15 protein-coding genes, 2 tRNA genes, 3 rRNA genes and 3 pseudogenes are annotated in these 24,962 nt (G+C 41.4%); 3 read left to right on the plus strand and 20 right to left on the minus strand.

Going from position 1 to position 24,962, the window contains the following annotated elements; translation table 11 throughout:
• Positions 1–128 precede the first annotated feature (128 nt).
• Complete coding sequence (gene nrdI, locus NST05_RS09060) at positions 129–587, plus strand: class Ib ribonucleoside-diphosphate reductase assembly flavoprotein NrdI (protein ID WP_084828439.1); 459 nt, start codon at positions 129–131, stop codon at positions 585–587.
• On the opposite strand, the pseudogene NST05_RS09065 reads toward nrdI, so the two are convergent.
• The 8 genes and pseudogenes from NST05_RS09065 to tig all read right to left on the minus strand — a co-directional run bounded on the left by NST05_RS09065 (position 574) and on the right by tig (position 9,934).
• Positions 574–3,155: pseudogene (locus NST05_RS09065) on the minus strand (bifunctional 2',3'-cyclic-nucleotide 2'-phosphodiesterase/3'-nucleotidase). The gene nrdI and the pseudogene NST05_RS09065 sit on opposite strands and share 14 nt — an antisense overlap.
• A 183-nt stretch (positions 3,156–3,338) precedes the next feature.
• Complete coding sequence (locus NST05_RS09070) at positions 3,339–4,082, minus strand: 16S rRNA (uracil(1498)-N(3))-methyltransferase (RefSeq protein ID WP_084825734.1); 744 nt, start codon at positions 4,080–4,082, stop codon at positions 3,339–3,341.
• The gene (prmA, locus tag NST05_RS09075; protein WP_084828438.1) at positions 4,083–5,036 is read right to left on the minus strand and encodes a 50S ribosomal protein L11 methyltransferase; all 954 of its coding nucleotides are present in this window, start codon (positions 5,034–5,036) and stop codon (positions 4,083–4,085) included.
• Entirely contained in the window at positions 5,036–5,482 is a 447-nt protein-coding gene (locus NST05_RS09080; protein ID WP_004197447.1) for an NUDIX hydrolase, read from the minus strand. The genes prmA and NST05_RS09080 overlap by 1 nt, the downstream gene beginning before the upstream one ends.
• 15 nt (positions 5,483–5,497) lie before the next feature.
• Positions 5,498–5,968, minus strand: a complete 471-nt coding sequence (locus tag NST05_RS09085; RefSeq protein ID WP_084828437.1) for a DUF3013 family protein — start codon at positions 5,966–5,968, stop codon at positions 5,498–5,500.
• A 94-nt stretch (positions 5,969–6,062) separates the two neighbouring features.
• Complete coding sequence (locus tag NST05_RS09090; protein ID WP_002949230.1) at positions 6,063–7,667, minus strand: CTP synthase; 1,605 nt, start codon at positions 7,665–7,667, stop codon at positions 6,063–6,065.
• A gap of 250 nt (positions 7,668–7,917) precedes the next feature.
• On the minus strand, positions 7,918–8,493 hold the full coding sequence (rpoE, locus tag NST05_RS09095) for a DNA-directed RNA polymerase subunit delta (protein ID WP_024009706.1): 576 nt from the start codon (positions 8,491–8,493) through the stop codon (positions 7,918–7,920).
• 157 nt (positions 8,494–8,650) lie between these two features.
• Positions 8,651–9,934 (minus strand): trigger factor, encoded by a 1,284-nt coding sequence (gene tig, locus NST05_RS09100; RefSeq protein WP_011680653.1) that lies wholly within the window; start codon positions 9,932–9,934, stop codon positions 8,651–8,653.
• Between the two features lie 141 nt (positions 9,935–10,075).
• Between tig and NST05_RS09105 the strand changes: the two genes are divergently transcribed.
• Positions 10,076–10,918: a mechanosensitive ion channel family protein gene (locus NST05_RS09105; protein WP_041828985.1), complete on the plus strand. Its 843-nt coding sequence runs from the start codon at positions 10,076–10,078 to the stop codon at positions 10,916–10,918.
• Positions 10,919–11,017: 99 nt separating this feature from the next.
• Here the strand turns inward: NST05_RS09105 and NST05_RS09110 are convergent, their stop codons facing one another.
• Together NST05_RS09110 and NST05_RS09115 are read right to left on the minus strand one after the other, a co-directional pair.
• Positions 11,018–11,515 carry a sigma factor gene (locus tag NST05_RS09110; protein WP_002949220.1) on the minus strand — a complete coding sequence of 166 codons (498 nt, stop codon included), beginning with the start codon at positions 11,513–11,515 and terminating at the stop codon, positions 11,018–11,020.
• 334 nt (positions 11,516–11,849) lie between these two features.
• Positions 11,850–12,066: pseudogene (locus tag NST05_RS09115) on the minus strand (transposase); the annotation flags it as partial.
• A gap of 630 nt (positions 12,067–12,696) precedes the next feature.
• Here NST05_RS09115 and NST05_RS09120 point away from each other — a divergent pair.
• A pseudogene (locus NST05_RS09120) lies at positions 12,697–13,945 on the plus strand (ISL3 family transposase).
• A 76-nt stretch (positions 13,946–14,021) separates the two neighbouring features.
• On the opposite strand, the gene NST05_RS09125 reads toward NST05_RS09120, so the two are convergent.
• From NST05_RS09125 to dnaK, 10 genes are all read right to left on the minus strand, one after another.
• Positions 14,022–14,095 (minus strand) — tRNA-Asn (locus tag NST05_RS09125).
• Between the two features lie 5 nt (positions 14,096–14,100).
• Positions 14,101–14,216, minus strand: a 5S ribosomal RNA gene (gene rrf, locus NST05_RS09130).
• 83 nt (positions 14,217–14,299) lie between these two features.
• Positions 14,300–17,199: ribosomal RNA gene (locus NST05_RS09135) — 23S ribosomal RNA — on the minus strand.
• A gap of 147 nt (positions 17,200–17,346) precedes the next feature.
• Positions 17,347–17,419: transfer RNA gene (locus NST05_RS09140), tRNA-Ala, on the minus strand.
• Positions 17,420–17,473: 54 nt separating this feature from the next.
• A 16S ribosomal RNA gene (locus NST05_RS09145) occupies positions 17,474–19,021 on the minus strand.
• The 16S, 23S and 5S rRNA genes sit together here with 2 tRNA genes alongside, the layout of an rRNA operon.
• Positions 19,022–19,405: 384 nt before the next feature.
• The gene (locus tag NST05_RS09150) at positions 19,406–19,876 is read right to left on the minus strand and encodes an ECF transporter S component (protein ID WP_024704309.1); all 471 of its coding nucleotides are present in this window, start codon (positions 19,874–19,876) and stop codon (positions 19,406–19,408) included.
• Entirely contained in the window at positions 19,866–20,627 is a 762-nt protein-coding gene (locus NST05_RS09155) for a bifunctional hydroxymethylpyrimidine kinase/phosphomethylpyrimidine kinase (protein ID WP_024704308.1), read from the minus strand. Before NST05_RS09155 ends, NST05_RS09150 begins: the two co-directional genes overlap by 11 nt.
• The gene (gene truA, locus NST05_RS09160) at positions 20,620–21,366 is read right to left on the minus strand and encodes a tRNA pseudouridine(38-40) synthase TruA (protein ID WP_024704307.1); all 747 of its coding nucleotides are present in this window, start codon (positions 21,364–21,366) and stop codon (positions 20,620–20,622) included. The genes NST05_RS09155 and truA overlap by 8 nt, the downstream gene beginning before the upstream one ends.
• Positions 21,367–21,471: 105 nt before the next feature.
• Positions 21,472–22,623 (minus strand): molecular chaperone DnaJ, encoded by a 1,152-nt coding sequence (gene dnaJ, locus NST05_RS09165; RefSeq protein ID WP_024704306.1) that lies wholly within the window; start codon positions 22,621–22,623, stop codon positions 21,472–21,474.
• 427 nt (positions 22,624–23,050) lie between these two features.
• Positions 23,051–24,874: a molecular chaperone DnaK gene (dnaK, locus tag NST05_RS09170; RefSeq protein WP_024704305.1), complete on the minus strand. Its 1,824-nt coding sequence runs from the start codon at positions 24,872–24,874 to the stop codon at positions 23,051–23,053.
• Between the last annotated feature and the right edge of the window lie 88 nt (positions 24,875–24,962).

Raw genomic sequence — 24,962 nt, forward strand, 5'->3', positions numbered from 1 at the left:
CACTTTTGTAAGTAAAGAAAAAGAGCTAGATAAGTAATTATTAACTGGGAGGAGTCAACTTGAAAAACACAACATCTTGTGTTAGAATGATTGAACAAACACAAGATATAGATAGAAAGAGGACACTCATGTCTCAACTCACCCTCGTGTATATTAGCCTGAGCGGTAACACCCAAAGCTTTGTCAAACGTATGTCTGATTATCTCTCCCTAAATCATGGGATTAATTGCCGCCAAATCAATATTAAAGAGCTTAATCATGAAACCTTCCAAGTGGATGAACCGTTTGTTGCACTCCTACCAACCTACCTTGAAGGTGGGAATGGTGTTGACAATGGAGATGTTGAAATCTTAACCAATCCACTGGGAGACTTTATCGCAGCCCATGACAACCACAAACGTTGCTTTGGTATCATCGGTTCTGGGAACCGCAACTTCAATAACCAATACTGCCTAACTGCTAAACAGTACAGCCAGCGTTTTGGCTTCCCAATGTTGGGAGACTTTGAACTACGTGGTACACAGTCCGATATTGAGCGTCTAACACCTATTATCCTAGAAGCACAAAAGAACTTTATCCAACTGTAAAACTAGAGCAAAAAAGCCCTGACATGGGCTTTTTCTCTTGCTTAATTTTTTTGTATTTCTTGATTCCAAAGAAACCAGCCAAGGTCACAAGAACCAGACCAGCTAAAGTTTCTGACACGGATTCATCTGAACCTGTATTTGGCAAAGTCTCAGCAGAACTTGAAACTTGAGTTTCTTGGATTTGAGCTTGAGGCAAGATGATTACCTGAGAATTTGACAACTGAATAGCTGTAGCAGGTTTAACCAAGCTAGACCCTTCGATAACCTTTGGTGTCACGCGCTTAGTTTGATCCACTGTCTCAGCACCTTTTGATAACTTCTCAGATTCTTTATTAGCCGTATCCTCGACTTGATTTGCTTTTTCCTTAACAATCAAACGGTACTCCGCAAATCCTGCCTGTGTTGATGGCCCCACATAACTAATAGCATCCTGATTAGCAAGGTGGGCATGTGCATTGTCCGATGAGGCAAAACGGATATCCGCATTTGCAATGTTTGGAAGGAAACTCCAATTCCCATCGGCACTCGGATTAATCGTTTTCTCACTGACAATATAGTCAATGATGGCCTGACGATTTTCAAGATTGAGGAGACGTTTTTCTGCGGCATCCTTAACACCAGGGAAATTACCAGTCGCACGGTAGTTATTGGTTACGACAAGGAAGGTTTGATTCAAATCAATTGGTTGACCTTGATAAGCTAAATCACGGACACGACTGACATCTTGGTTAACCAACTTACCTTTACGGTCATACTTGTTAGGTTGTGTTAAATCGAACTTGTAAGTCAACCCATCAATCACATCGTAATTATATGAGGGATAGCTACTGTTAATGAGTTGTTGGGGTTCTTTGCTGTTAGGGTCAATTTGATTGAACTGTCCTGCAGACATTTCCAACCATTCTTTAATCTGCGCACCAGTCACCTTGAGAAGAGCAGTGACATTATCATAGAGGTAGAGGTCTACGACATTCTTAATGGCTAATGGACCTGCTGGAATGTCAGTGTAGTAACTTGCATCCCCACGATTCCCTGCCTTGAAAGGTGCAGCTGCTGAAAGGATTGGTAGATTTTCATCTGCTGTTCCCGCTACTTGTTTTTTGGCATACCACAATTGCGCATTGTTTACGATTTGAATAGATGGATCGTCCTGAACTTGAGCAAAATAGCTAGTGATTGGGGCAGTGGTCTCACCAACTTCCTTACGAACATAGTTGATATTGTCCCATCGTGGTCATGAGCAGCCATGTCAATTAGAGCTTTATCCGCAATATCTGACTTAGTATCAATTTTTTCAAGCTTAGCCTTACTGTTGACAACTTTCCATTTGCCATCCGTATAAGTCAACTTGACATCCATGATACCGAGATGATCTCCGAACTTACCAGCCATAACTACAGGTTTCCCATTGATGAGACCATTGACATCATCTACACCAGGATATTTGGCATAAAAACTTGTACCATCACCATTTGGGAAATCCGCATGAGAATGTCCTGTCGCAACAGCATCAACACCTTCGATACCAGCAATTTGGTAACCTTCATTTTCCTCGTTCTTAGTATATTCATTGTCGCCAATACCAGAATGAGCAGCAACAAGAATAAAATCAGCCCCAGCAGCCTTCATTTGAGGAACAATAGTCTTAACAGCCTCCATTGGATCGTCGACAGTTACCTTACCTTCAAGATTGGCCTTATCCCAAACCAAAATCTGCGTTGGAAGGACACCAGTAATACCGATTTTTAGCGTTACCTGTTTGCCATCCGTATCGGTAAAGGTCTTATTAACAATCTTATAGGGATTGTAATAGTAGTCACCTGTCTGAGCATTGCGCACATTAGCATTGATAATGTTAATCTTAGCGGCCTTAACCATGCGATCCAAAAATTCGAGGCCATAAGTTAAACTCGTGATTTCCAAGCGTTTCAGCATCGTAACCAAGCATCTCAAAAGCCTTGTACATAGGGTGAGTCTCACCTTGGGCAACAGGATCAATCAAGGCCTTATAAGTTCCAAAAGGAGTTCCTTGAATCATATCCCCACTGTCCACCAAGACCGTATTGGGATTGGTTTCACGGGCTTTTTTGATAAGGACAAGCAGTTTTGGATAGACCAATGCTTTGAGACGGCTTATCTTGATAATAGTCATAGTTAACCAAGTTGGTGTGAATATCTGTTGTTGACAAAATCTGCATATCAACAGTCTGTCCCTCATGAGCAGGTTCAGTAACGATTTCAGGCTGTACTGGCACTGCTGGTGTCACTTGATTGGCATTAGTCAAAACAGCACTAGCTTCTTGACTTGCTTGGACTGTTGAGCTAGAAGATGATGCTTCTACAGACGCATTTGTCGCTACTGGTGTTAGTGTAGCAGATACAGTCTCTGTTCCTCCTTGAACAGCTGTCCCCGAAGTTCCTTGTCCTGATACGATAGTGGCTCCACTATCTGTCACAGTTTCAGTTGGGGTAGTTGGAACTGGGCGCCGTTGCCTCATCAGCATACCCCACAACTTGTAGCACAGTCAAGAGAGCAAAAAGGCCCAAAACAACAGCGGATTGAGCCACATAACGATCCCGTTTTCATTAAAATTTTCCCCTTTTATAAAGATAATACAATTATATTAAACCGAAATAAGAATATCAACTTTTTTTAGAAATGCTCGATTTGTCATACAAAACCAATGACATGATTCAATCTTAGCTTAAAAGTGTCAAATACAAAAAAGTTGGAACAAAGCCAACTTTCTCTTAATTATTCAATTCTAGGGCATAACTCACACTGCTCAAAGCATAGAGGGGAGCTGTTTCCGTCCGCATAATACGCGGTCCAAGGCCAATTTTAACGCCACCAGCTTCTTCAAATGCATCAATCTCAGACGGAGAAATACCACCTTCTGGTCCAAAGATAAAGAGGAGCTTCTGTCCATTTTCCACCTTAGCCAACTCACGAGCTAGAGTAGCCAACTCACCCGCTTTAGCTGTTTCCTCATAGGCGATAAAAATCTTATCAAAATGAGCTAATTCTGATAGAAATTCTCCCTTCTTCTCGAACAATCTGACTTCTGGAACACAATTACGCTTGGATTGTTCTGCAGCTCCTAGAGCAATTTTGGCAAGTTTATCTTCCTTCTTGGCAAGCTTCTTACCATCCCATTTAACTACAGACCAGTCGGCAGGGAAGCCCCAAATAGCCTGAGCTCCAAGCTCTGTTACCTTTTGTGTCACCAGTTCCAGCTTGTCTCCCTTGGGAAAACCAGAAGCAATGGTTACAGATACAGGCATCTCGACAGTCTCATTTAAGTCTTCAATCACTTCAAAGACATGATTCTCACGATCAATCACACGAGCAAGGCGCTTGACACCATCTTCAAAAACCAAGACAACCTGATCATCCTCTGTTAAACGCATAACGTTAAACATATGCTTCACAGCATCCTTGTCTTTGATGATCACTGGATTTTCAACCTGCCCCTTTATAAAATACTGTTGCATTTAGCCTCCAATCACACCTGAAATATCATCCGTCTTCTTGAAGACACAAGTATTCCACTCTCCCTGAACCATGTGAGTTTCCAGGAGGAAACCAGCTTTCTCAGCCGATTCACGCACCATATCCCATTTTTCAGAGATAATCCCTGACATAATCAAATAACCTTCATCCTTAACCAAACGATAGGCGTCTTCCGTCAGGTGGATGAGAATATCCGCCAAAATATTAGCCACGATAACATCAGCTTCTTGAGTTACACCCTTCAAAAGATCTCCCGTAGCAACGTGGATATTTTCCATACCAGGATTCATGTCGATATTTTCCTGTGCGACTCGAACCGCCACATCATCAAGGTCATAAGCATAGATTTCCTTGGCTCCAAGAAGAGAGCTAGCAATCGAGAGAACTCCCGAACCAGTTCCCACATCAATCACCGTCTCACCACCACGAAGCACCTGTTCGAGTGCAAAAAGGCTCATCTTAGTCGTTGGGTGGGTTCCTGTTCCAAAGGCCATGCCAGGATCCAGCTTGATAATCTTTTCACCTACTGATGCCTCATAATCTGTCCATGACGGCACGATGGTCAAATCATGGGTAATGCGAGCTGGTTCATAGTATTTTTTCCAATTCTCAGCCCAATCTTCTTCAACCAATTCTTGAGTTACCAAGTGAATATCTCCCGTTTCAAGACCAAAATCTGTCAACTCATCCAAACGATCATTAACCTGCTTAGTAATAGCCTCGATATCTGCTGATTCCGGATAATAAGCCGTAATTTTAACTGTCTCAACCTGCTCAACCTCAGGATAAAGTTCCCCAAAGCGGTCCGCATTTTCCAAATAATCTGCACTGTCATCAATAGTCACACCCTGGCTCCCAGATTCGATTAAAATATTAGAAGCCGCCTCTTCGACCTCACGATTAACTTCAATCGTTAATTCTTGCCATTTGTTCATTAATTATCTATTTCCTTTCCTACTAAATAGTCTTTAAAACGTTCTTGCAACTGGGGAATGACACCTTCTGCTTTTATAAAATCCTCTATAGGCATCAATTTAAATTCCTGCCCTTCATCTCCAAAACAAATCTCTTGATACTGCTTCTGACTAATTTGGGCAACCACAAAAACAGCTAACCTATCTTTATCCAAGATACTAGGGTAGATTCGCGACCAAATAATCGATTCCTCTTTCAAAGTCAAGCCTAGCTCCTCCCAGACTTCACGTTGAAGACACTCAAGTGGCGTTTCTATGCCCTCTCTTCCACCACCTGGTAATTCCCACATATTTGGCCAAGGAATATCTGTCTTATTATCTCTAAGAACGACCAGAATACTTTTCTCTACGAGTAAGGCAACCTTAACACCTGTAAAATCTAACTGATCCTTTAGATAAGCATCCATCCCTTTTCACTCCCTTTAATACCTTGGATAAGCAAAAAACACCTTCTCTTCAAGTTGAGCTTTCCCTTTTTCGAAAGCTTCTTTGTCCCAAACCAAACCGAATTCCTCAGGTCCATCATCAGATAGAAAATCCATCAAGTCACTCAACCCTTCCGTTGCCACCTCATTTAATGTTTCTGCAAAATAAGCTAAAAACTCACGAGACAGACCTTTTTTAGGTTCATATGGGATTGTTACTAGGTAATCCTCCTCATCAAATCTCGATTTTGCTGGATTGTAAAAGAGCACGTAATCTTCAAAAATAACATCTTCATCAGACACTTCACCCTTATCATCAATAGTCTCCACATTACCACTGTTTTGCGCTTCTAGGATGAACGTCACCTCCACAGCGTGATTCTTTTTATCCCAGTCCATCGCAAAATCATAATCCAGGTGCTTATCTAATTCTTCTTCTAATACTGACAAAAAGCCAAACTCAGCCATTTGTTTTCCTCACTCTTTCTTATTATTCCCTTTATTTTAGCATAAAAGAAGCCAATAAAAAACAGAGTAGGCTATTCCACTCTGTTCTAGTTCATTATTTAGCATTTTCAACCGCTGCTGTTACAAAAGCACTGTAAAGTTCTTCAGCATGGTTTGGACGGCTATGGTATTCTGGGTGGTATTGCGCTGCAACAAAGAATTTCTTATCTGGGAGTTCTACGACTTCCATCAAACGATTATCTGGTGACACGCCTGAGAATACAAAGCCCTCAGCCTCGAACTGCTCACGGAACTTAGTATTAAATTCATAACGGTGACGGTGACGACGTTGTACTACCTCTTGGTTGCCGTAAGCGGCTGCTGCCTTAGAACCTGGTTTCAACTTACATGGGTAAAGACCAAGACGAAGAGTACCACCCATATCTTCAATATCAATTTGATCACGCATAATATCAATAATTGGGTATTGAGTTTCTGGATCAAGCTCAGCTGAGTTAGCGCCATCCAAGTGAAGAACGTGGCGAGCAAATTCAATACATGTCAATTGCATACCGAGGCAGACACCCAACATCGGCACATCATTTTCACGTGCATAACGAATAGCTTGAATCTTGCCCTCTGTACCACGTTGACCGAAACCACCAGGAACGATGATACCATCAGCATCAGCCAAGCGAGAAGCAACATTTTCAGCAGTCAAATCATTAGCATTAACCCAGTCAATATCAATGGCAGTATCATTTGCCAAACCTGAGTGTTTAAGCGCCTCAACCACTGACAAATAAGCATCGTGAAGCTCCACATATTTCCCAACAAGAGCAATTTTAGTTGTTTTCTTAAGGTTAAGTACCTTATCAACCATAGCAGACCATTCTGTCATATCTGCAGCTGGTGCATTCAGCTTCAAATGATCGCAAACGATTTGATCCATACCCTGAGCCTGCATATTAAGTGGCACTTGATAGATATGTTCCACATCTAGTGATTCAATAACAGCCTCAGGTGCTACATCACAAAACTGAGCCAACTTATTCTTGATTCCTTGCCCAGCAGGTTCCTCTGTACGAATAACCAACATATTGGGTTGAATACCTAAACCACGCAATTCCTTAACAGAGTGTTGCGTTGGTTTTGTCTTCATTTCCCCAGCAGCCTTCAAGTATGGAAGAAGCGTTGTGTGGATATACATAACATTGTCAGAGCCCACATCAGCCTTCATTTGACGAAGAGCTTCTAAGAATGGAAGACTTTCAATATCACCAACAGTCCCACCAACTTCAGTGATAACAACATCTGAATCAGTCGTTGTCGCCGCACGCTTAATCTTGTCTTTCAAAGCATCTGTGATATGCGGAATTACCTGAACAGTCGCACCTAAGTACTCCCCTTTACGTTCTTTACGTAAAACTTCACTATAAATCTTACCAGTAGTAACGTTAGAGTATTTGTTAAGGTTAATATCGATAAAACGTTCGTAGTGGCCAAGGTCAAGGTCCGTTTCAGCACCATCATCAGTGACATAAACTTCACCATGTTGGTAAGGACTCATCGTTCCTGGATCAATATTGATGTAAGGGTCAAATTTTTGAATGGTAACCTTAAGTCCACGATTCTTAAGCAAACGTCCAAGACTCGCAGCTACAATCCCTTTACCAATTGAAGATACCACACCACCAGTGACGAAAATATATTTTGTCATGTTAACTCCTTATAAAATAATACAAAACAATGAAAAAAGCAGATTGATTACCGTATTCGATAATCAAAATTGTCCTTTACCAGTATACAACATGAGTGCTATTTAGTAACTCAATAGCAACAAAACCAGTAGATGACTGAAAACAAAAATGACCCCAAGAGTTTTACTCTGGGAGCCTTAATCATGGCCTCTTTAAAAGAGGTGCCCGATAATTAGTCTAAACTATCCAAAACCATTTGTCAATGAAAACTTAGTCATTTGTCTCATCTTCATAGTCATCATCGTCATCTTCTTCAGACAACTCAACATCATCTAAATCGTCATCTGGAATAATTTCATTCAACTCAGAATCATAAGATTCCACCTCGGCTTTCTCATCATCTTCGTTATCGTTGTCATATTCAAGAATAGCAGAAGAAGGTGTAAAGTTCTCGTCTTCTGGATCATCATCATTATAGTCGATGGCATCTTCATCACCATCCATGAAGGCATTAACTTTCTTGTTTTTACGTTTTGGTGCATTTTCATCAATATCTTCCAATGTGATAACCTCTTCATCGATTTCATCAATAGCATACCATGAACGCAAGCCCCATTTGTTATCACCTAGTGGAATGAAACTTCCATCCGTATTCAAATCTGAATAAAAGAATGGCAAAGCACTACGGATATCGGCATCCGATTTTTCTAAGTAATTTTGAATTTCATTGACTAAATCGTTGAAATACATTTCTTTATCACGACCACGTGTTTCTAAGATAGCACGGGCCACTTCAATCATTGATAATTCACTTTTTTCTTGTCCAGCAAATACGTCTAGTTCCAAAGCGGTTCTCCTTCATTATTACTCAAGCTAATTCCTACTAGAAAATAACCCAGCAATCAAATTTCGCTACCCTCTATTTTACGCTAAAAAGAGTCAATAGTCAAAGTATTTATAGAATAAAAAATCAAGTCTCAACAGAAACTTGATTTTAGGTATATTATTTAACTTTTGCTGAACTTGTAATAACTTCAACAGCTTTCTTCATAGCAATATCATGTTTAAGCATTTCAGGTGAAAGAAGTTCAGAAACTTGTGATACTTCCATATTGTACTCAGCTGCAAGGTCATTGATTTCTTTTTGGATTTCTTCGTCTGTAGCGTCAAATCCTTCCGCAGCAGCAACAGCTTCGATAACAAGGTTAGTTTTCACACGTTTATCAGAATCAGCTTCATATTGTTTACGAAGATCCTCTTGGGTTGTACCAGTAATTTGGAAGTACATTTCAGGAGAAATACCTTGACGTTGCAAGTTACCCATGAATTCGTTCATAGCACGGTGAACTTCATTTTCAACCATTTCTGCTGGCAATTCAACGATTTCAGCGTTTTCAACAGCCAAATCAAGTGCAGCACCTTCAACAGCATCATCAAATGCAATTTCTTTAGCTGCTTCAAGTTCTTTACGATATTTAGCTTTCAACTCATCAAGAGTGTCAACTTCGTCATCAAGGTCTTTAGCCAACTCATCATCAAGAGCAGGAACTTCTTTAGCTTTAACTTCGTTAACTTTAGTAACAAATACAGCAGCTTTACCTGCAAGATCAGTAGCTTGATAGTCTTCTGGGAAAGTTACTTTAACTTCTACTTCATCACCAGATTTTGCTCCAACCAATTGGTCTTCGAAACCTGGGATAAATTGACCTGAACCAAGTTCAAGAGAGTGGTTTTCACCTTTACCACCGTCAAATTCAACACCGTCTACCGAACCAACGAAGTCAATAACCACAGTATCTCCATATTCAGCTGCACCGTCTTTAACAATCAATTCAGCCAAGTTTTTACGTTCGTTTTCAAGCTTAGCATCAACTTCTTCGTCAGTAACTTCTTTTGAAACTTCTACTGAAACTTCAAGATCTTTATATGCTCCAAGTTTTACTTCTGGTTTTGTAACAACTTCTGCAGTAAGTGTCCAATCTTGACCTTTTCCAATTGATTTTACATCAATTTTTGGTTGTGCAACAACATCAAGACCAAGTTCAGCAATCGCTGCTTCATAAGCTGCTGGAAGTATTGCATTCAAAGCATCATCGTAAAGAGCTTCTTCACCAAATTTTTGGTTAAATACGGCACGAGGAATGTGTCCTTTACGGAAACCTGGTACGTTCAAATTCTTTTTAACCTTGTTAAACGCTTGATCCAAAGCTGGTTGAATTTTATCCTGACCGATAGTAAATGTCACCACACCACGGTTTGTGGCTGTGTTTTCAAATGATACAGACATGTAGTCATTCTCCTTAAATTTTTTATAGATACAGTTTAGTTTACCATATTTCAAAGCCTTTTGAAAGTTTTTTTCTCCAATTTAATAACAAGAAAAACGTTATAGACTGTTTCTTTTTACAAATTTTGATAAACTAGAGATATGAATATTTTACAAAAATATATACAGCAATTTAATTTCGAAGAAAGCCTAATGCTACTTATTTCGAAAGGAATTAAACTTCTCATTCTCCTCATCATCTTTCTGCTTAGTAAAAAGATTATCAACTTTCTGTTTAAACATACTGTCGGACGTTCACTATCATGGACCATTCAAACATCCGCCCGTAAAAAAACTATTGAACACCTACTGCACAATTGCATGAACTATATCCTTTACTTTTTCCTTGTATACTGGCTTCTAAGTATTTTGGGTGTTCCCGTATCTAGCCTTCTAGCAGGAGCCGGACTTGCCGGTGTTGCTCTTGGTCTAGGAGCTCAAGGATTCCTATCTGACGTCGTTAATGGTTTTTTCATCTTATTAGAAGATCAATTTGAAGTTGGTGATTCTGTTGAGGTAGGAGCCATTACAGGTCTTGTTTCTACTATGGGTATCCGCACTACTCAGATTCGAGACTTTGATGGAACACTTCATTTTATACCTAATCGTAATATCACAATCGTTTCCAATAAATCTCGTGGAGATATGAGAGCTCAAATTGACATCCCAGTCTATACTTCTACCGATATCAATAAAGTAACAAGCATTATCCAACAAGTTAATAAAGACAACATTGAAAATTATCCTGAAATTATTGGGAGTCCAAATATCATCGGATTAACTTCAAAACCTTCCGGACAACTTGTTTTTCGTGTTGACATTTTTACAAAAAATGGACAACAAGTCCATATCTATGCAGAATTCTTAAAACTTTACCATGAAGCTCTAATTAAAGAAAAGGTTGACCTTCCAAGAATTACTGGAAACATAATAGAGGTAAAATAAACAAACTCATCTTATAATGAGAGTCACTAATAAACAAATTAACTGATACGAATAATGTCCATAACTATTGAATAAAACAAACTAGAGAATAATTTCAACTCAGTCTTCTTCATTACATGGATCAAAGTCAACCATCCAAAATCTTAACTCTCGTATCATCTTTTTCCTTCCCCTAAAGCATTCACCACCCAACAATCGATCCAACTTAAGAGAATCTTCCGATGATAACTGCTCACGAAAAGCATTAAGCTGTTCATCATAAGCAAGTCTATCAACCATATCTAGCTCCTTATTGGGAATACAAAAGGCAATATCTGAAATTTCAACATAGCACTGTCTATTAGCTTGACGTTTTACTGACTCCTGCCGCCTCACTTCATCATTAAGTCGATTCCTAAACTTAGTTTTAAAGTAACGACGTAACTTATCATCATCTTTCTCTAAATCAGGAAACTTTTTTAAAAGCTGATACAAAGTCATCATCGCCTCTTGCTCCATGTCAGCTTGATCCCAAAGCTGAATAAAGTATTGCCTAAAAGCCTTAAGTACAATTGGCCTTACCTTTTCATATGCCTTAACAAAAACTTCTTGTTCCATTGAACCTCCAATAATAAATATAAATTTTGTAATTAGATAATTACAGACCTATTATAAAAGAATGTAGAAAAATAAAATAGAGACATATATGTCACTATAAATAACTTGACTAAAACAATTAAATAAGCGAGATAGAGTCAAAACCACCCACGAGAACAGGTGGTTCGTTCTTCAGCTAAAAGGCACCGCTAACGGTAGACGCCTAAAAATCTAACGAATCGTTTCCCTTCATCTCACCTTTTCTCGTTAACCCGACTAACTACTCTCAATATCAACAAAAACCTAAAAACTAAATTTACAATACTCATATTTATACTTTAAATTAGCTTTTCCGAAATGAAGAAACAATTAGTTTATATAATTTACTCACCAACATCTGAATATGATCTGGGCAAGCCTCTGCTTCATGTATTTCAACATAATCGTAAGATTTGACCTATAATTGTTTTGTATTTTCCATAAATGAGCTGCCGTCGATATTTTAGTGCAAACACAATATGATACTGATAACTCCTTATAGTATGTACTAAACTATTATTATCCTGTCTCATAAAGGATTTTCTTTAGTATATCAGTTAGTGATCACGAAAACTTATCTAATATAACACTTTAGAGAGATATTTTTAATATATCGCTAAAAGCTTTTCAGAACCACTAGCACAGCTAGAGGAATTCGAGGCTCTATAATTTCTATAGATGGTAAAACCACTGTAGAGATTATAGAGCTTTTTTAATGTACCCAAAAACTTCTCGTAAGAACTATAATGAAAAGCAACTTAACCATTATTAGGAAGAACTTATGAGACTTATTAAGAATACCACAGAATTGCAGACACTAACATCATTATTTCTCTTGTATTTGAAAAAGATACCTTAATCGAGGTTTAAACAAAACTAGAACACCAACACTCTCGAAAAAAAGTTACACAACGCCTTACTGAAAAGGGTATCATTTGTCCATCTTAAACTTGATCAGTTTACTTTCAAGTAACATAGAAAAGACACATCTAGATATTAGCTTTTCGTCATCAACTACAGTTAACAAATAACACAAAAAAGCGGCTCTATAATTTCTGTAGTGGGTAAAACTACTGTAGAGATTATAGAGCTTTTTGAGTGTACACAAAAAGTCCCATAAGAACTATAATGAAAAGCAACCAAACCATCATTAGGAAGAACTTATGAGACTTATTAAGAATACCACAGAATTAATCGGAATTAAAGACCAAAATATCAAGATTTCACTTGTTTTTGAAACTGACACTCATATCGAGATTCAAGCAAAATTTGATTACCCTGCACCATCATGTCCTCATTGCCATGGAAAGATGATCAAGTACGACTTTCAAAAGCCTTCTAAAATCCCTCTTCTCGAGCAAGCGGGAACGCCAACTCTACTACGTCTGAAAAAACGTCGTTTCCAGTGTAAAAGTTGTAGGAGAGTAAGGGTGGCTGAGACATCTATCGTTGAGAAAAACTGCCAAATCTCCAATCTAGTCCGACAAAAAGTTACACAACTCCTAACTGAGAAAGTGTCACTAACTGATATTGCAAGAAGACTTCGCGTGTCGACGTCCACTGTCTATCGTAAGCTTGATCAGTTTACTTTCAAGGAACATTATGACAAACTCCCTGCCGTTATGTCCTGGGATGAGTTTGGGTTCAAGAAAGGGGAATTGGCTTTTGTGGCGCAGAATTATGAGACAAACGAACTCATAACCATCCTTGATAATCGCCGCCAAACTACTATACGAAACTACTTTTTGAAGTATCCATTGAAAGTCCGACAACAGGTACAGTTTATCACGATGGATATGTCTGGAGCTTATATTCCACTGGCTCGCAAGCTCTTTCCAAACGCAAAAATCGTTCTTGATCGTTTCCACATCATCCAGCACCTTGGACGTGCCTTTTTAAAGACAAGAATTGCAATTATGAACCAGTTCGATAAGAAGTCACTACCCTATCGAGCCTTGAAAAATCACTGGCGACTCTTCCAAAAGGACAGCCGTAAACTATCTCTCAACTCTTTTTATTCAAAGACTTTCCGCCAAACTTTAGCACCACATGAAGTTGTTGCGAAGACACTAGTCTTTTCAAAAGAGCTTACTGACTACTATACACTTTATCAGCTTTTGCTTTTTCACTTTCAGGAGAAGAGAGTAGATGAGTTCTTTGAACTGATAGAGGAAAATAGGAGCAAGGTCAATCATTATTTTCAAACTGTCTTTAGGACTTTTCTTAGACACAAGCAATACATCAAAAACGCACTAGAAACGGACTATTCAAACGCAAAACTTGAAGCGACTAATAAGTTGATCAAAGACATCAAACGCTTGGGCTTCGGTTTAGAAACTTTATCAACTTTAAGAAGCGTGTCTTCATTACTCTGAACATACATAAAAAAAGGACCTATCCGGTCCTCTCTAGATGTTAGCTTTTCATCACCCACTACAGTTGACAAAGAGCCAAAAAAGCTAGACAATGTCTAGCTTAAAAAATTATACTCCGCCAGTAGGACTCGAACCTACGACATCATGATTAACAGTCATGCGCTACTACCAACTGAGCTATGGCGGATAAAGGCTAAGCGACTACCGTATCTAACAGGGGGCAACCCCCAACTACATCAGGCGTACTAGGGCTTAACTTCTGTGTTCGGCATGGGAACAGGTGTATCTCCTAGGCTATCGTCACTTAACTCTGAGTATTCTCAACTCAAAATTGAATATCTATACTGTATCAAGAAACCAAATCGTTGTCAATATATCTCAGTTACTTTCGTTGGATAAGTCCTCGAGCTATTAGTATTAGTCCGCTACATGTGTCACCACACTTCCACTTCTAACCTATCAACCTGATCATCTCTCAGGGCTCTTACTGATATAAAATCATGGGAAATCTCATCTTGAGGTGGGCTTCACACTTAGATGCTTTCAGCGTTTATCCCTTCCCTACATAGCTACCCAGCGATGCTCTTGGCAGAACAACTGGTACACCAGCGGTAAGTCCACTCTGGTCCTCTCGTACTAGGAGCAGATCCTCTCAAATTTCCTACGCCCGCGACGGATAGGGACCGAACTGTCTCACGACGTTCTGAACCCAGCTCGCGTGCCGCTTTAATGGGCGAACAGCCCAACCCTTGGGACCGACTACAGCCCCAGGATGCGACGAGCCGACATCGAGGTGCCAAACCTCCCCGTCGATGTGAACTCTTGGGGGAGATAAGCCTGTTATCCCCAGGGTAGCTTTTATCCGTTGAGCGATGGCCCTTCCATACGGAACCACCGGATCACTAAGCCCGACTTTCGTCCCTGCTCGAGTTGTAGCTCTCGCAGTCAAGCTCCCTTATACCTTTACACTCTGCGAATGATTTCCAACCATTCTGAGGGAACCTTTGGGCGCCTCCGTTACCTTTTAGGAGGCGACCGCCCCAGTCAAACTGCCCGTCAGACACTGTCCCCGATAGGGATAACCTATCTGGGTTAGAGTAGCCATAACACAAGGGTAGTATCCCAACAACGCCTCACTCGAAACTGGCGTCCCGAGGTCATAGGCTCCTACCTATCCTGTACATGTGGTACAGATACTCAATATCAAACTGCAGTAAAGCTCCATGGGGTCTTTCCGTCCTGTCGCGGGTAACCTGCATCTTCACAGGTACTAAAATTTCACCGAGTCTCTCGTTGAGACAGTGCCCAAATCATTACGCCTTTCGTGCGGGTCGGAACTTACCCGACAAGGAATTTCGCTACCTTAGGACCGTTATAGTTACGGCCGCCGTTTACTGGGGCTTCAATTCATGCCTTCGCTTACGCTAAGCACTCCTCTTAACCTTCCAGCACCGGGCAGGCGTCACCCCCTATACATCATCTTACGATTTAGCAGAGAGCTGTGTTTTTGATAAACAGTTGCTTGGGCCTATTCACTGCGGCTGACCATCAGTCAGCGCCCCTTCTCCCGAAGTTACGGGGCCATTTTGCCGAGTTCCTTAACGAGAGTTCTCTCGCTCACCTGAGGCTACTCGCCTCGACTACCTGTGTCGGTTTGCGGTACGGGTAGAGTATAATTAACGCTAGAAGCTTTTCTCGGCAGTGTGACATCACTAACTTCGCTACTAAACTTCGCTCCCCATCACAGCTCAATGTTAAAGATATAAGCATTTGACTCATATCACACCTCACTGCTTGGCCAGACACTTCCAATCGTCTGGTTTAGTTAGCCTACTGCGTCCCTCCATCACTATATACTCTAGTACAGGAATATCAACCTGTTGTCCATCGGATACACCTTTCGGTCTCTCCTTAGGTCCCGACTAACCCAGGGCGGACGAGCCTTCCCCTGGAAACCTTAGTCTTACGGTGGACAGGATTCTCACCTGTCTTTCGCTACTCATACCGGCATTCTCACTTCTATGCGCTCCAGCACTCCTCACGGTACACCTTCTTCGCACATAGAACGCTCTCCTACCATACCTATAAAGGTATCCACAGCTTCGGTAATATGTTTTAGCCCCGGTACATTTTCGGCGCAGGGTCACTCGACTAGTGAGCTATTACGCACTCTTTGAATGAATAGCTGCTTCTAAGCTAACATCCTAGTTGTCTGTGCAACCCCACATCCTTTTCCACTTAACATATATTTTGGGACCTTAGCTGGTGGTCTGGGCTGTTTCCCTTTCGACTACGGATCTTAGCACTCGCAGTCTGACTGCCGATTATATCTCATTGGCATTCGGAGTTTATCTGAGATTGGTAATCCGGGATGGACCCCTCACCCAAACAGTGCTCTACCTCCAAGAGACTTAACATCGACGCTAGCCCTAAAGCTATTTCGGAGAGAACCAGCTATCTCCAAGTTCGTTTGGAATTTCTCCGCTACCCACAAGTCATCCAAGCACTTTTCAACGTGCCCTGGTTCGGTCCTCCAGTGAGTTTTACCTCACCTTCAACCTGCTCATGGGTAGGTCACATGGTTTCGGGTCTACGACATGATACTAATGCGCCCTATTAAGACTCGGTTTCCCTACGGCTCCGTCTCTTCAACTTAACCTCGCATCATATCGTAACTCGCCGGTTCATTCTACAAAAGGCACGCTCTCACCCATTAACGGGCTCGAACTTGTTGTAGGCACACGGTTTCAGGTTCTATTTCACTCCCCTCCCGGGGTGCTTTTCACCTTTCCCTCACGGTACTGGTTCACTATCGGTCACTAAAGAGTATTTAGGGTTGGGAGATGGTCCTCCCAGATTCCGACGAGATTTCTCGTGTCTCGCCGTACTCAGGATACTGCTAGGTATAAAGACTATTTCGAATACGAGGCTATTACTCTCTTTGGCCTACCTTCCCAGGTAGTTCTTCTATAATCTTTAAGTCCACGTTGCAGTCCTACAACCCCGAAGAGTAAACTCTTCGGTTTGCCCTCTTGCCGTTTCGCTCGCCGCTACTAAGGCAATCGCTTTTGCTTTCTCTTCCTACAGCTACTTAGATGTTTCAGTTCACTGCGTCTTCCTCTACATTACCTTAACAGTAATGAGTGACAGGCATTACCTGCCGGGTTCCCCCATTCGGACATCTCTGGATCATTGCTCACTTACAGCTCCCCAAAGCATTTCGTCGTTAGTCACGTCCTTCATCGGCTTCTAGTGCCAAGGCATCCACCGTGCGCCCTTATTAACTTAACCTTATTTTTGGCCTTTCGACCTAACTCATTAAATATTCACAGCGTTTCGGTTTATTTTCTTGTTACTATCTATATGTAATTACTTACATATGGAATTTGATATAGATATTCAATTTTCAATGGACAATACTTGAATCTTTCGATTCAATGGAGCCTAGCGGGATCGAACCGCTGACCTCCTGCGTGCAAAGCAGGCGCTCTCCCAGCTGAGCTAAGGCCCCACAAGACCTCTCAAAACTAAATAAGAAACTCAAGTACATTCCGTTTTTCCTTAGAAAGGAGGTGATCCAGCCGCACCTTCCGATACGGCTACCTTGTTACGACTTCACCCCAATCATCTGTCCCACCTTAGGCGGCTGGCTCCAAAAGGTTACCTCACCGACTTCGGGTGTTACAAACTCTCGTGGTGTGACGGGCGGTGTGTACAAGGCCCGGGAACGTATTCACCGCGGCGTGCTGATCCGCGATTACTAGCGATTCCGACTTCATGTAGGCGAGTTGCAGCCTACAATCCGAACTGAGATTGGCTTTAAGAGATTAGCTCGCCGTCACCGACTCGCAACTCGTTGTACCAACCATTGTAGCACGTGTGTAGCCCAGGTCATAAGGGGCATGATGATTTGACGTCATCCCCACCTTCCTCCGGTTTATTACCGGCAGTCTCGCTAGAGTGCCCAACTGAATGATGGCAACTAACAATAGGGGTTGCGCTCGTTGCGGGACTTAACCCAACATCTCACGACACGAGCTGACGACAACCATGCACCACCTGTCACCGATGTACCGAAGTAACTTTCTATCTCTAGAAATAGCATCGGGATGTCAAGACCTGGTAAGGTTCTTCGCGTTGCTTCGAATTAAACCACATGCTCCACCGCTTGTGCGGGCCCCCGTCAATTCCTTTGAGTTTCAACCTTGCGGTCGTACTCCCCAGGCGGAGTGCTTAATGCGTTAGCTGCGGCACTGAATCCCGGAAAGGATCCAACACCTAGCACTCATCGTTTACGGCGTGGACTACCAGGGTATCTAATCCTGTTCGCTCCCCACGCTTTCGAGCCTCAGCGTCAGTTACAGACCAGAGAGCCGCTTTCGCCACCGGTGTTCCTCCATATATCTACGCATTTCACCGCTACACATGGAATTCCACTCTCCCCTTCTGCACTCAAGTTTGACAGTTTCCAAAGCGAACTATGGTTGAGCCACAGCCTTTAACTTCAGACTTATCAAACCGCCTGCGCTCGCTTTACGCCCAATAAATCCGGACAACGCTCGGGACCTACGTATTACCGCGGCTGCTGGCACGTAGTTAGCCGTCCCTTTCTGGTAAGCTACCGTCACAGTGTGAACTTTCCACTCTCACACCCGTTCTTGACTTACAACAGAGCTTTACGATCCGAAAACCTTCTTCACTCACGCGGCGTTGCTCGGTCAGGGTTGCCCCCATTGCCGAAGATTCCCTACTGCTGCCTCCCGTAGGAGTCTGGGCCGTGTCTCAGTCCCAGTGTGGCCGATCACCCTCTCAGGTCGGCTATGTATCGTCGCCTAGGTGAGCCATTACCTCACCTACTAGCTAATACAACGCAGGTCCATCTTGTAGTGGAGCAATTGCCCCTTTCAAATAAATGACATGTGTCATCCATTGTTATGCGGTATTAGCTATCGTTTCCAATAGTTATCCCCCGCTACAAGGCAGGTTACCTACGCGTTACTCACCCGTTCGCAACTCATCCAAGAAGAGCAAGCTCCTCTCTTCAGCGTTCTACTTGCATGTATTAGGCACGCCGCCAGCGTTCGTCCTGAGCCAGGATCAAACTCTCATTAATACTTTAATAATTGTTCGAGCGTTAACTCATTACCGTCGTCTGACGATTTATTCTTGTAAATTGACAGGTTATAATTCTTCTATCATAACCCTGCACTTGGTTTCTTATTCAGTTCTCAAAGGTCTTTGCCTCTCTTGAGACAACTTCTATATTCTAGCAAAGACAGAATATCTTGTCAACACTTTTTTTGAAGTTTTTTTCTCTTCTTCGTGCTGGCCGTCTCTCACGAAACAGCTTATTTATAATATCATCCCTTCTTAAACTTGTCAATAGCTTTTTTAAAGTTTTGGAACCTTTACGAGTTAGAGACAAATCGCTTAAGACAACTTTTGTATCTTAGCACCCTTTTGGATAGCTGTCAAGAGGCTTATCACAAATCTGTTGTCATTTGTTTGATTGAACTCTTTTGAACGCTTGATATAATAGCCAACCAATTACAATGCCTAAACCATTCTGACAAAAATTAGGAACCAACTCTGCGATTGAAGCTCCTGTTCCGTACATAAACACCGAAGAAAGGGCGTAGCCACCAACCATTACAACAGTGGCTAGTAGTAGACCTAGGGGACGGTAGCCACCTTTTAGCCCTGCAAAATAGCCTTGTGCACCATGAATAAATAGACTTATGAACATCCATTGAGGAGCAGATGATAAGAGATCAATCAAAAAAGCAGATAAACCTCCTACAATAGCTCCCTCTTTCTTACCAAGGTAGAAGGCTGTGAAGTAAATCCCTGCATCTACCAAAGTCAATAGTCCTGTTGGAGTTGGAATTTTCGCTACAAACCCAAAGGTTACTGATAAAGCCGTTAGAATGGCTAATAACGTTAGTTTTTTTATTCTCTTATTTTGCATATTGAACGACTCCATATTCATTCGACTGTTTAATTGATTCAAAAACAAAGACCTTAGCATTGGCTACAGCTTCCGTTTCTGAAAATCCTTTGACTAATTCACTGGCTATGCTGGAAGCAAATGTACATCCTGCCCCTGTATTATTTTTATCTAGAACAGGTTTCTCAAATATTTTATATTCTTTCCCATTGTATAGAACATCTAACGCTTTATTACCATCTAGACGGTTGCCACCTTTTACGACGACAGTCTTAGCACCCAATTCTTTTAAGCAACTAGCTGCAAGCTTCATATCATCAATAGTATGTATTTTTTTGTCAATAAGAAGTTCTACTTCTGGGAGATTTGGAGTAATGACTGTAACATAAGGGAAGAATTTAACCAATTCATCACGTAGCTGTGAAACCTCAACGTCATGTGTCTCCTTGCAAACTAGAACGGGATCCAATACAATTGGAATTTCTGGACATTTTTTAACAAAGTCTAAGGTTAATTCCGCAATTTCAACATTAGGTAATAAACCAATTTTTATTGCTGAGAAAGGAACATCTTTTAGTGAGTCAAGTTGTTGTTTAAATACCTTACTATCGATTGGAATAACCTCAAAACCATTCTCAGTCATAGCCGTTAGACAGGTAATAGCTACAAAACCATTTTGTTTATTAGTTGTAAATGTCGCTAAATCCGCTTGAAGCCCGCCACCACTAAAAATATCATTCCCTGAAATCGCTAATACTAATTCATCACTCATATCGTATCTCCTTCAAATATAAACCATTACCTGCTGCGGTTGGTCCCGCAAGATTGCGGTCACGACTTTCCAACACGGTCTTCACTTGCGAAACTGGCATGCGTCCATTTCCAATTTTCAATAATGTTCCAACCATATTTCTAACTTGCTTATAAAGAAAGCCATTCCCAGAAAAAGTAAAGACATAAAACCCAGTTTTCTCATCGATAGATACACTTGCCTGGGTAATTGTACGCACTTTATTTTCTACAGAGGTCCCTGAAGCTGTGAAGCCTGTAAAATCATGTGTGCCAACCAATTCCATAGCAGCCTCTTGCATAAGAGCTAGACTTAGAGGGTAGGGATAGTGGACAGCATAATTACGCATCATGGGGTTCTTAGGTCGCCCTGCATCTACTAGGAATTCATAGGTTTTAATATGTTTACTATAACGTGCATGGAATTCCTCCGATACAAGCTCGATACTAACAATGTCAATATCATCTGGACACTGTGTATCTAAACCAAAACGCAGCTTCTCTGGATCCCTCTCCCGAGGTAAATCAAAGTGGATAACTTGTCCATAAGCATGAACACCAGCATCTGTTCGGCCTGCCCCGTGTACAGTTACAGGAGTACCACTATTTAGCCGCAAAAGAGTCTTTTCAATCTCTTCTTGAATAGAACGAGCATTTGGTTGTCTTTGAAAACCTGAAAAAAGTGTTCCATCATAAGAAATTGTCGCTTTATATCTAACCATAAAATTATCATATCAGATTTCTTTAAGGATAAAAAGTATGTCAATCACCAACTGACCCCATACAGCTTCCAAAATAAAGAAAAAGACGCTTTTAGCGTCCTTTCTTTATAAATCCTCCAAAACATCTTTTACTTTGTCAAAAAATCCTTTTTTCTGTGGTGCAACCTTTTCATCACCACTTGCTTTTGCGAATGCAAGGAGAGCTTCTTTTTGAGCATCATTCAGCTTCGTAGGAGTTACAATCTTGACAGTAACGAGTTGATCCCCTTGTGAACCTCCACGAAGACGTGGCGCTCCCTTTCCTTTTAGACGGAAAGTTTTACCTGTTTGAGTACCCGCTGGAATAACCATCTCAACATTACCGTGAACGGTAGGTACTTCAACAGTATCACCAAGAGCTGCTTGGACAAAAGAAATGTTAAGTGTATAGTAAATTGTCGATCCATCACGAGTAAATTTATCGCTTGGATTAACATTGATGACTACAAAGAGGTCTCCATAAGGACCACCGTTGAAACCAGCTTCACCTTGGCCTGCAAGACGGATTTGTTGACCTGTTTCAACACCCGCTGGAATCTTGACCGATACTGTATGGCTTTGTTTTTCACGACCTGTTCCACGACAAGTTGGACAAGGATCCTTGATTTCTTGACCTGTTCCGTGACAGACGTCACAGGTTACTTGACGACGCATCATACCAAGTGGTGTTTGTGTATCAACATTGATAACCCCATGACCATGACAGCGACCACAGGTTACAGGACTTGTTCCAGGTTTAGCACCAGATCCTGAACATGTCTTACATGTCACTTCACGATTGTAGTGAATTTCTTTTTCAGCACCAAAAACAGCCTCTTCGAAACTTAGGTTGACACGATACTGAAGGTCGTCTCCTTGACGAGGAGCATTTGGATTGCGAGTAGCACCGCCACCAAAGAAGCTCGAGAAGATATCCTCAAAACCTCCGAAGCCTGCACCACCATCAAAGCCACCAAAGCTACCTTGGCCACCAAAGCTACCCTGGCCACCAAAGCCGTTCGCACCGTCTGGTCCGTATTGGTCATAGGCTGCACGTTTTTGGGCATCACTTAGAGTTTCATAGGCCTCTAGAATTTCTTTATATTTTTCTTCCGCACCTGGTTCTTTATTGATATCTGGGTGGTATTTTTTAGATAGCTTACGATAGGCACGTTTAATTTCGTCTTGAGAGGCATCCTTAGATAACCCAAGACGATCGTAATATTCGGTATTGTTCATAATTTAAGATACAAAGGGCATCTAATGGAGAAAGCCAAAGTAATAGTTTCGAAGATGGACTACTGGTCCCTCAAAACCATCTATCTTTTTGGCTTGTTCCATAGCCCGTGTTCAACGACGAACACTCTTTGATCCTTTCTATTTTATTTGTTACGAAATGAAGTAAAATATACATTATATTCACTTCACTTATTTTAGCGAAAAACAGAGGCTGGTTTGCAACCTCTGGATTTCTTCTTATGCTTTGTTTTTGAACTCGTAAGGTTGAATTGAGCACACCTTAACTTCTGTGTGAAAAAGAGACGTAGCAGTTTTCGCTTTAGCGAACTACATATAAGGCTACCTTTAGGTGCAATTCTTTCTAGAAACTAAAGCTTCTTCGCCTGATTTCCTATTTTCACTGTGAGATTTTAACAGTCTTTACATCTTACTTTTCAGTAAACTCTCCGTCTACGACATCGTCGCCTGAGTTATCTGTTGCTTGTGCGCCTTCTGCTCCTGCTTGAGCTTGTTGTGCCGCTGCTGCTTGTTCGTAGAGTTTAACTGCCAAAGCTTGGGCTTTTTCGTTAAGAGCTTCCAATTTAGCCTTCATGTCATCAAGATTACCTGATTCTTGAGCTTTCTTAAGCTCATCAAGTGCTGTTTGGGCAGCATCACGTTCTGTATCAAAGCCTTTACCTTCTGTTTCTTTAATTGTTTTTTCAGTGGCAAAGATAGCTTGGTCGACTTCGTTACGAAGTTCTACTTCTGCTTTACGTTTTGCATCTGCTTCAGCATTTGCTTCAGCATCTTTCATCATTCTTTCAATTTCTTCATCAGTCAAACCTGAGTTAGATTGGATGACAATTGTTTGTTCTTTTTGAGTTCCAAGATCTTTCGCTTTAACAGATACGATACCGTTCTTATCAATGTCAAATGTTACTTCGATTTGTGGGACACCACGAGGTGCAGCTGGGATATCAGTCAATTGGAAACGTCCAAGAGTCTTGTTATCTGCTGCCATTGGGCGTTCACCTTGAAGAACGTGAATATCAACGGCTGGTTGATTATCTGCTGCAGTTGAGAAAACTTGTGATTTAGATGTTGGAATTGTTGTGTTACGTTCGATGAGTTTTGTGAAGACGCCACCCATTGTTTCGATACCAAGTGACAATGGTGTTACGTCAAGAAGGACAACGTCTTTCACATCACCAGAGATCACACCACCTTGGATAGCAGCACCCATAGCAACTACTTCATCAGGGTTTACTGATTTGTTTGGTTCTTTACCAGTTTCAGCCTTAACTGCTTCTACAACAGCTGGGATACGAGTTGAACCACCAACAAGGATGACTTCGTCAATGTCTGACAAGCTTAAACCTGCATCTGAAAGGGCTTGACGAACTGGAGTTTTAGTACGTTCTACAAGGTCACGAGTCAAATCATCAAATTTGGCACGAGTCAAAGTCATTTCCAAGTGAAGAGGTCCAGCTTCACCAGCCGTGATGAACGGCAAGCTGATTTGTGTTGAAGTTACACCTGAAAGGTCTTTCTTAGCTTTTTCTGCTGCGTCTTTCAAACGTTGAAGAGCCATCTTGTCTGTTGACAAGTCAATGCCGTTTTCTTTCTTGAATTCTTCAACCATGTAATCGATAATTTTTTGGTCAAAGTCATCACCACCAAGTTTGTTGTCCCCTGCAGTAGCCAATACATCAAAGACACCATCACCGAGTTCAAGGATAGATACGTCGAATGTACCACCACCAAGGTCAAATACCAAGATTTTTTCTTCTTTGTCAGTCTTGTCCAAACCATAAGCAAGCGCTGCTGCAGTTGGTTCGTTGACGATACGTTCTACTTCAAGACCAGCGATTTTACCAGCATCTTTAGTTGCTTGACGTTGAGCATCGTTAAAGTAAGCTGGAACTGTGATGACAGCCTTGGTTACTTTTTCACCGAGGTATTCTTCAGCATAACTTTTCAAGTACTGAAGGATCATTGCTGAGATTTCTTGTGGAGTGTATTCTTTGCCGTTAGCAGAAACTTTTTCAGAAGTACCCATCTTAGATTTGATAGAGATTACTGTATCTGGGTTTGTGACTGCTTGACGTTTTGCAGCATCACCAACGATGATTTCACCATTTTTGAATGAAACTACAGATGGAGTTGTACGATTTCCTTCTGGGTTAGCGATGATTTTTGGTTCAGTTCCTTCAAGAACTGCAACTGCTGAGTTTGTTGTACCTAAGTCAATACCAATAATTTTAGACATATGTTTTATCTCCTTAAGCTTTTTCTAAGCTTTTTCTTCTTTTCTGATATTTCTTTTTGCAAACCTTCGGCTTGCCTCTTATCTTTTC

Source organism: Streptococcus sp. FSL E2-3494, from assembly GCF_038007085.1.
Lineage (GTDB): Bacteria > Bacillota > Bacilli > Lactobacillales > Streptococcaceae > Streptococcus > Streptococcus thermophilus.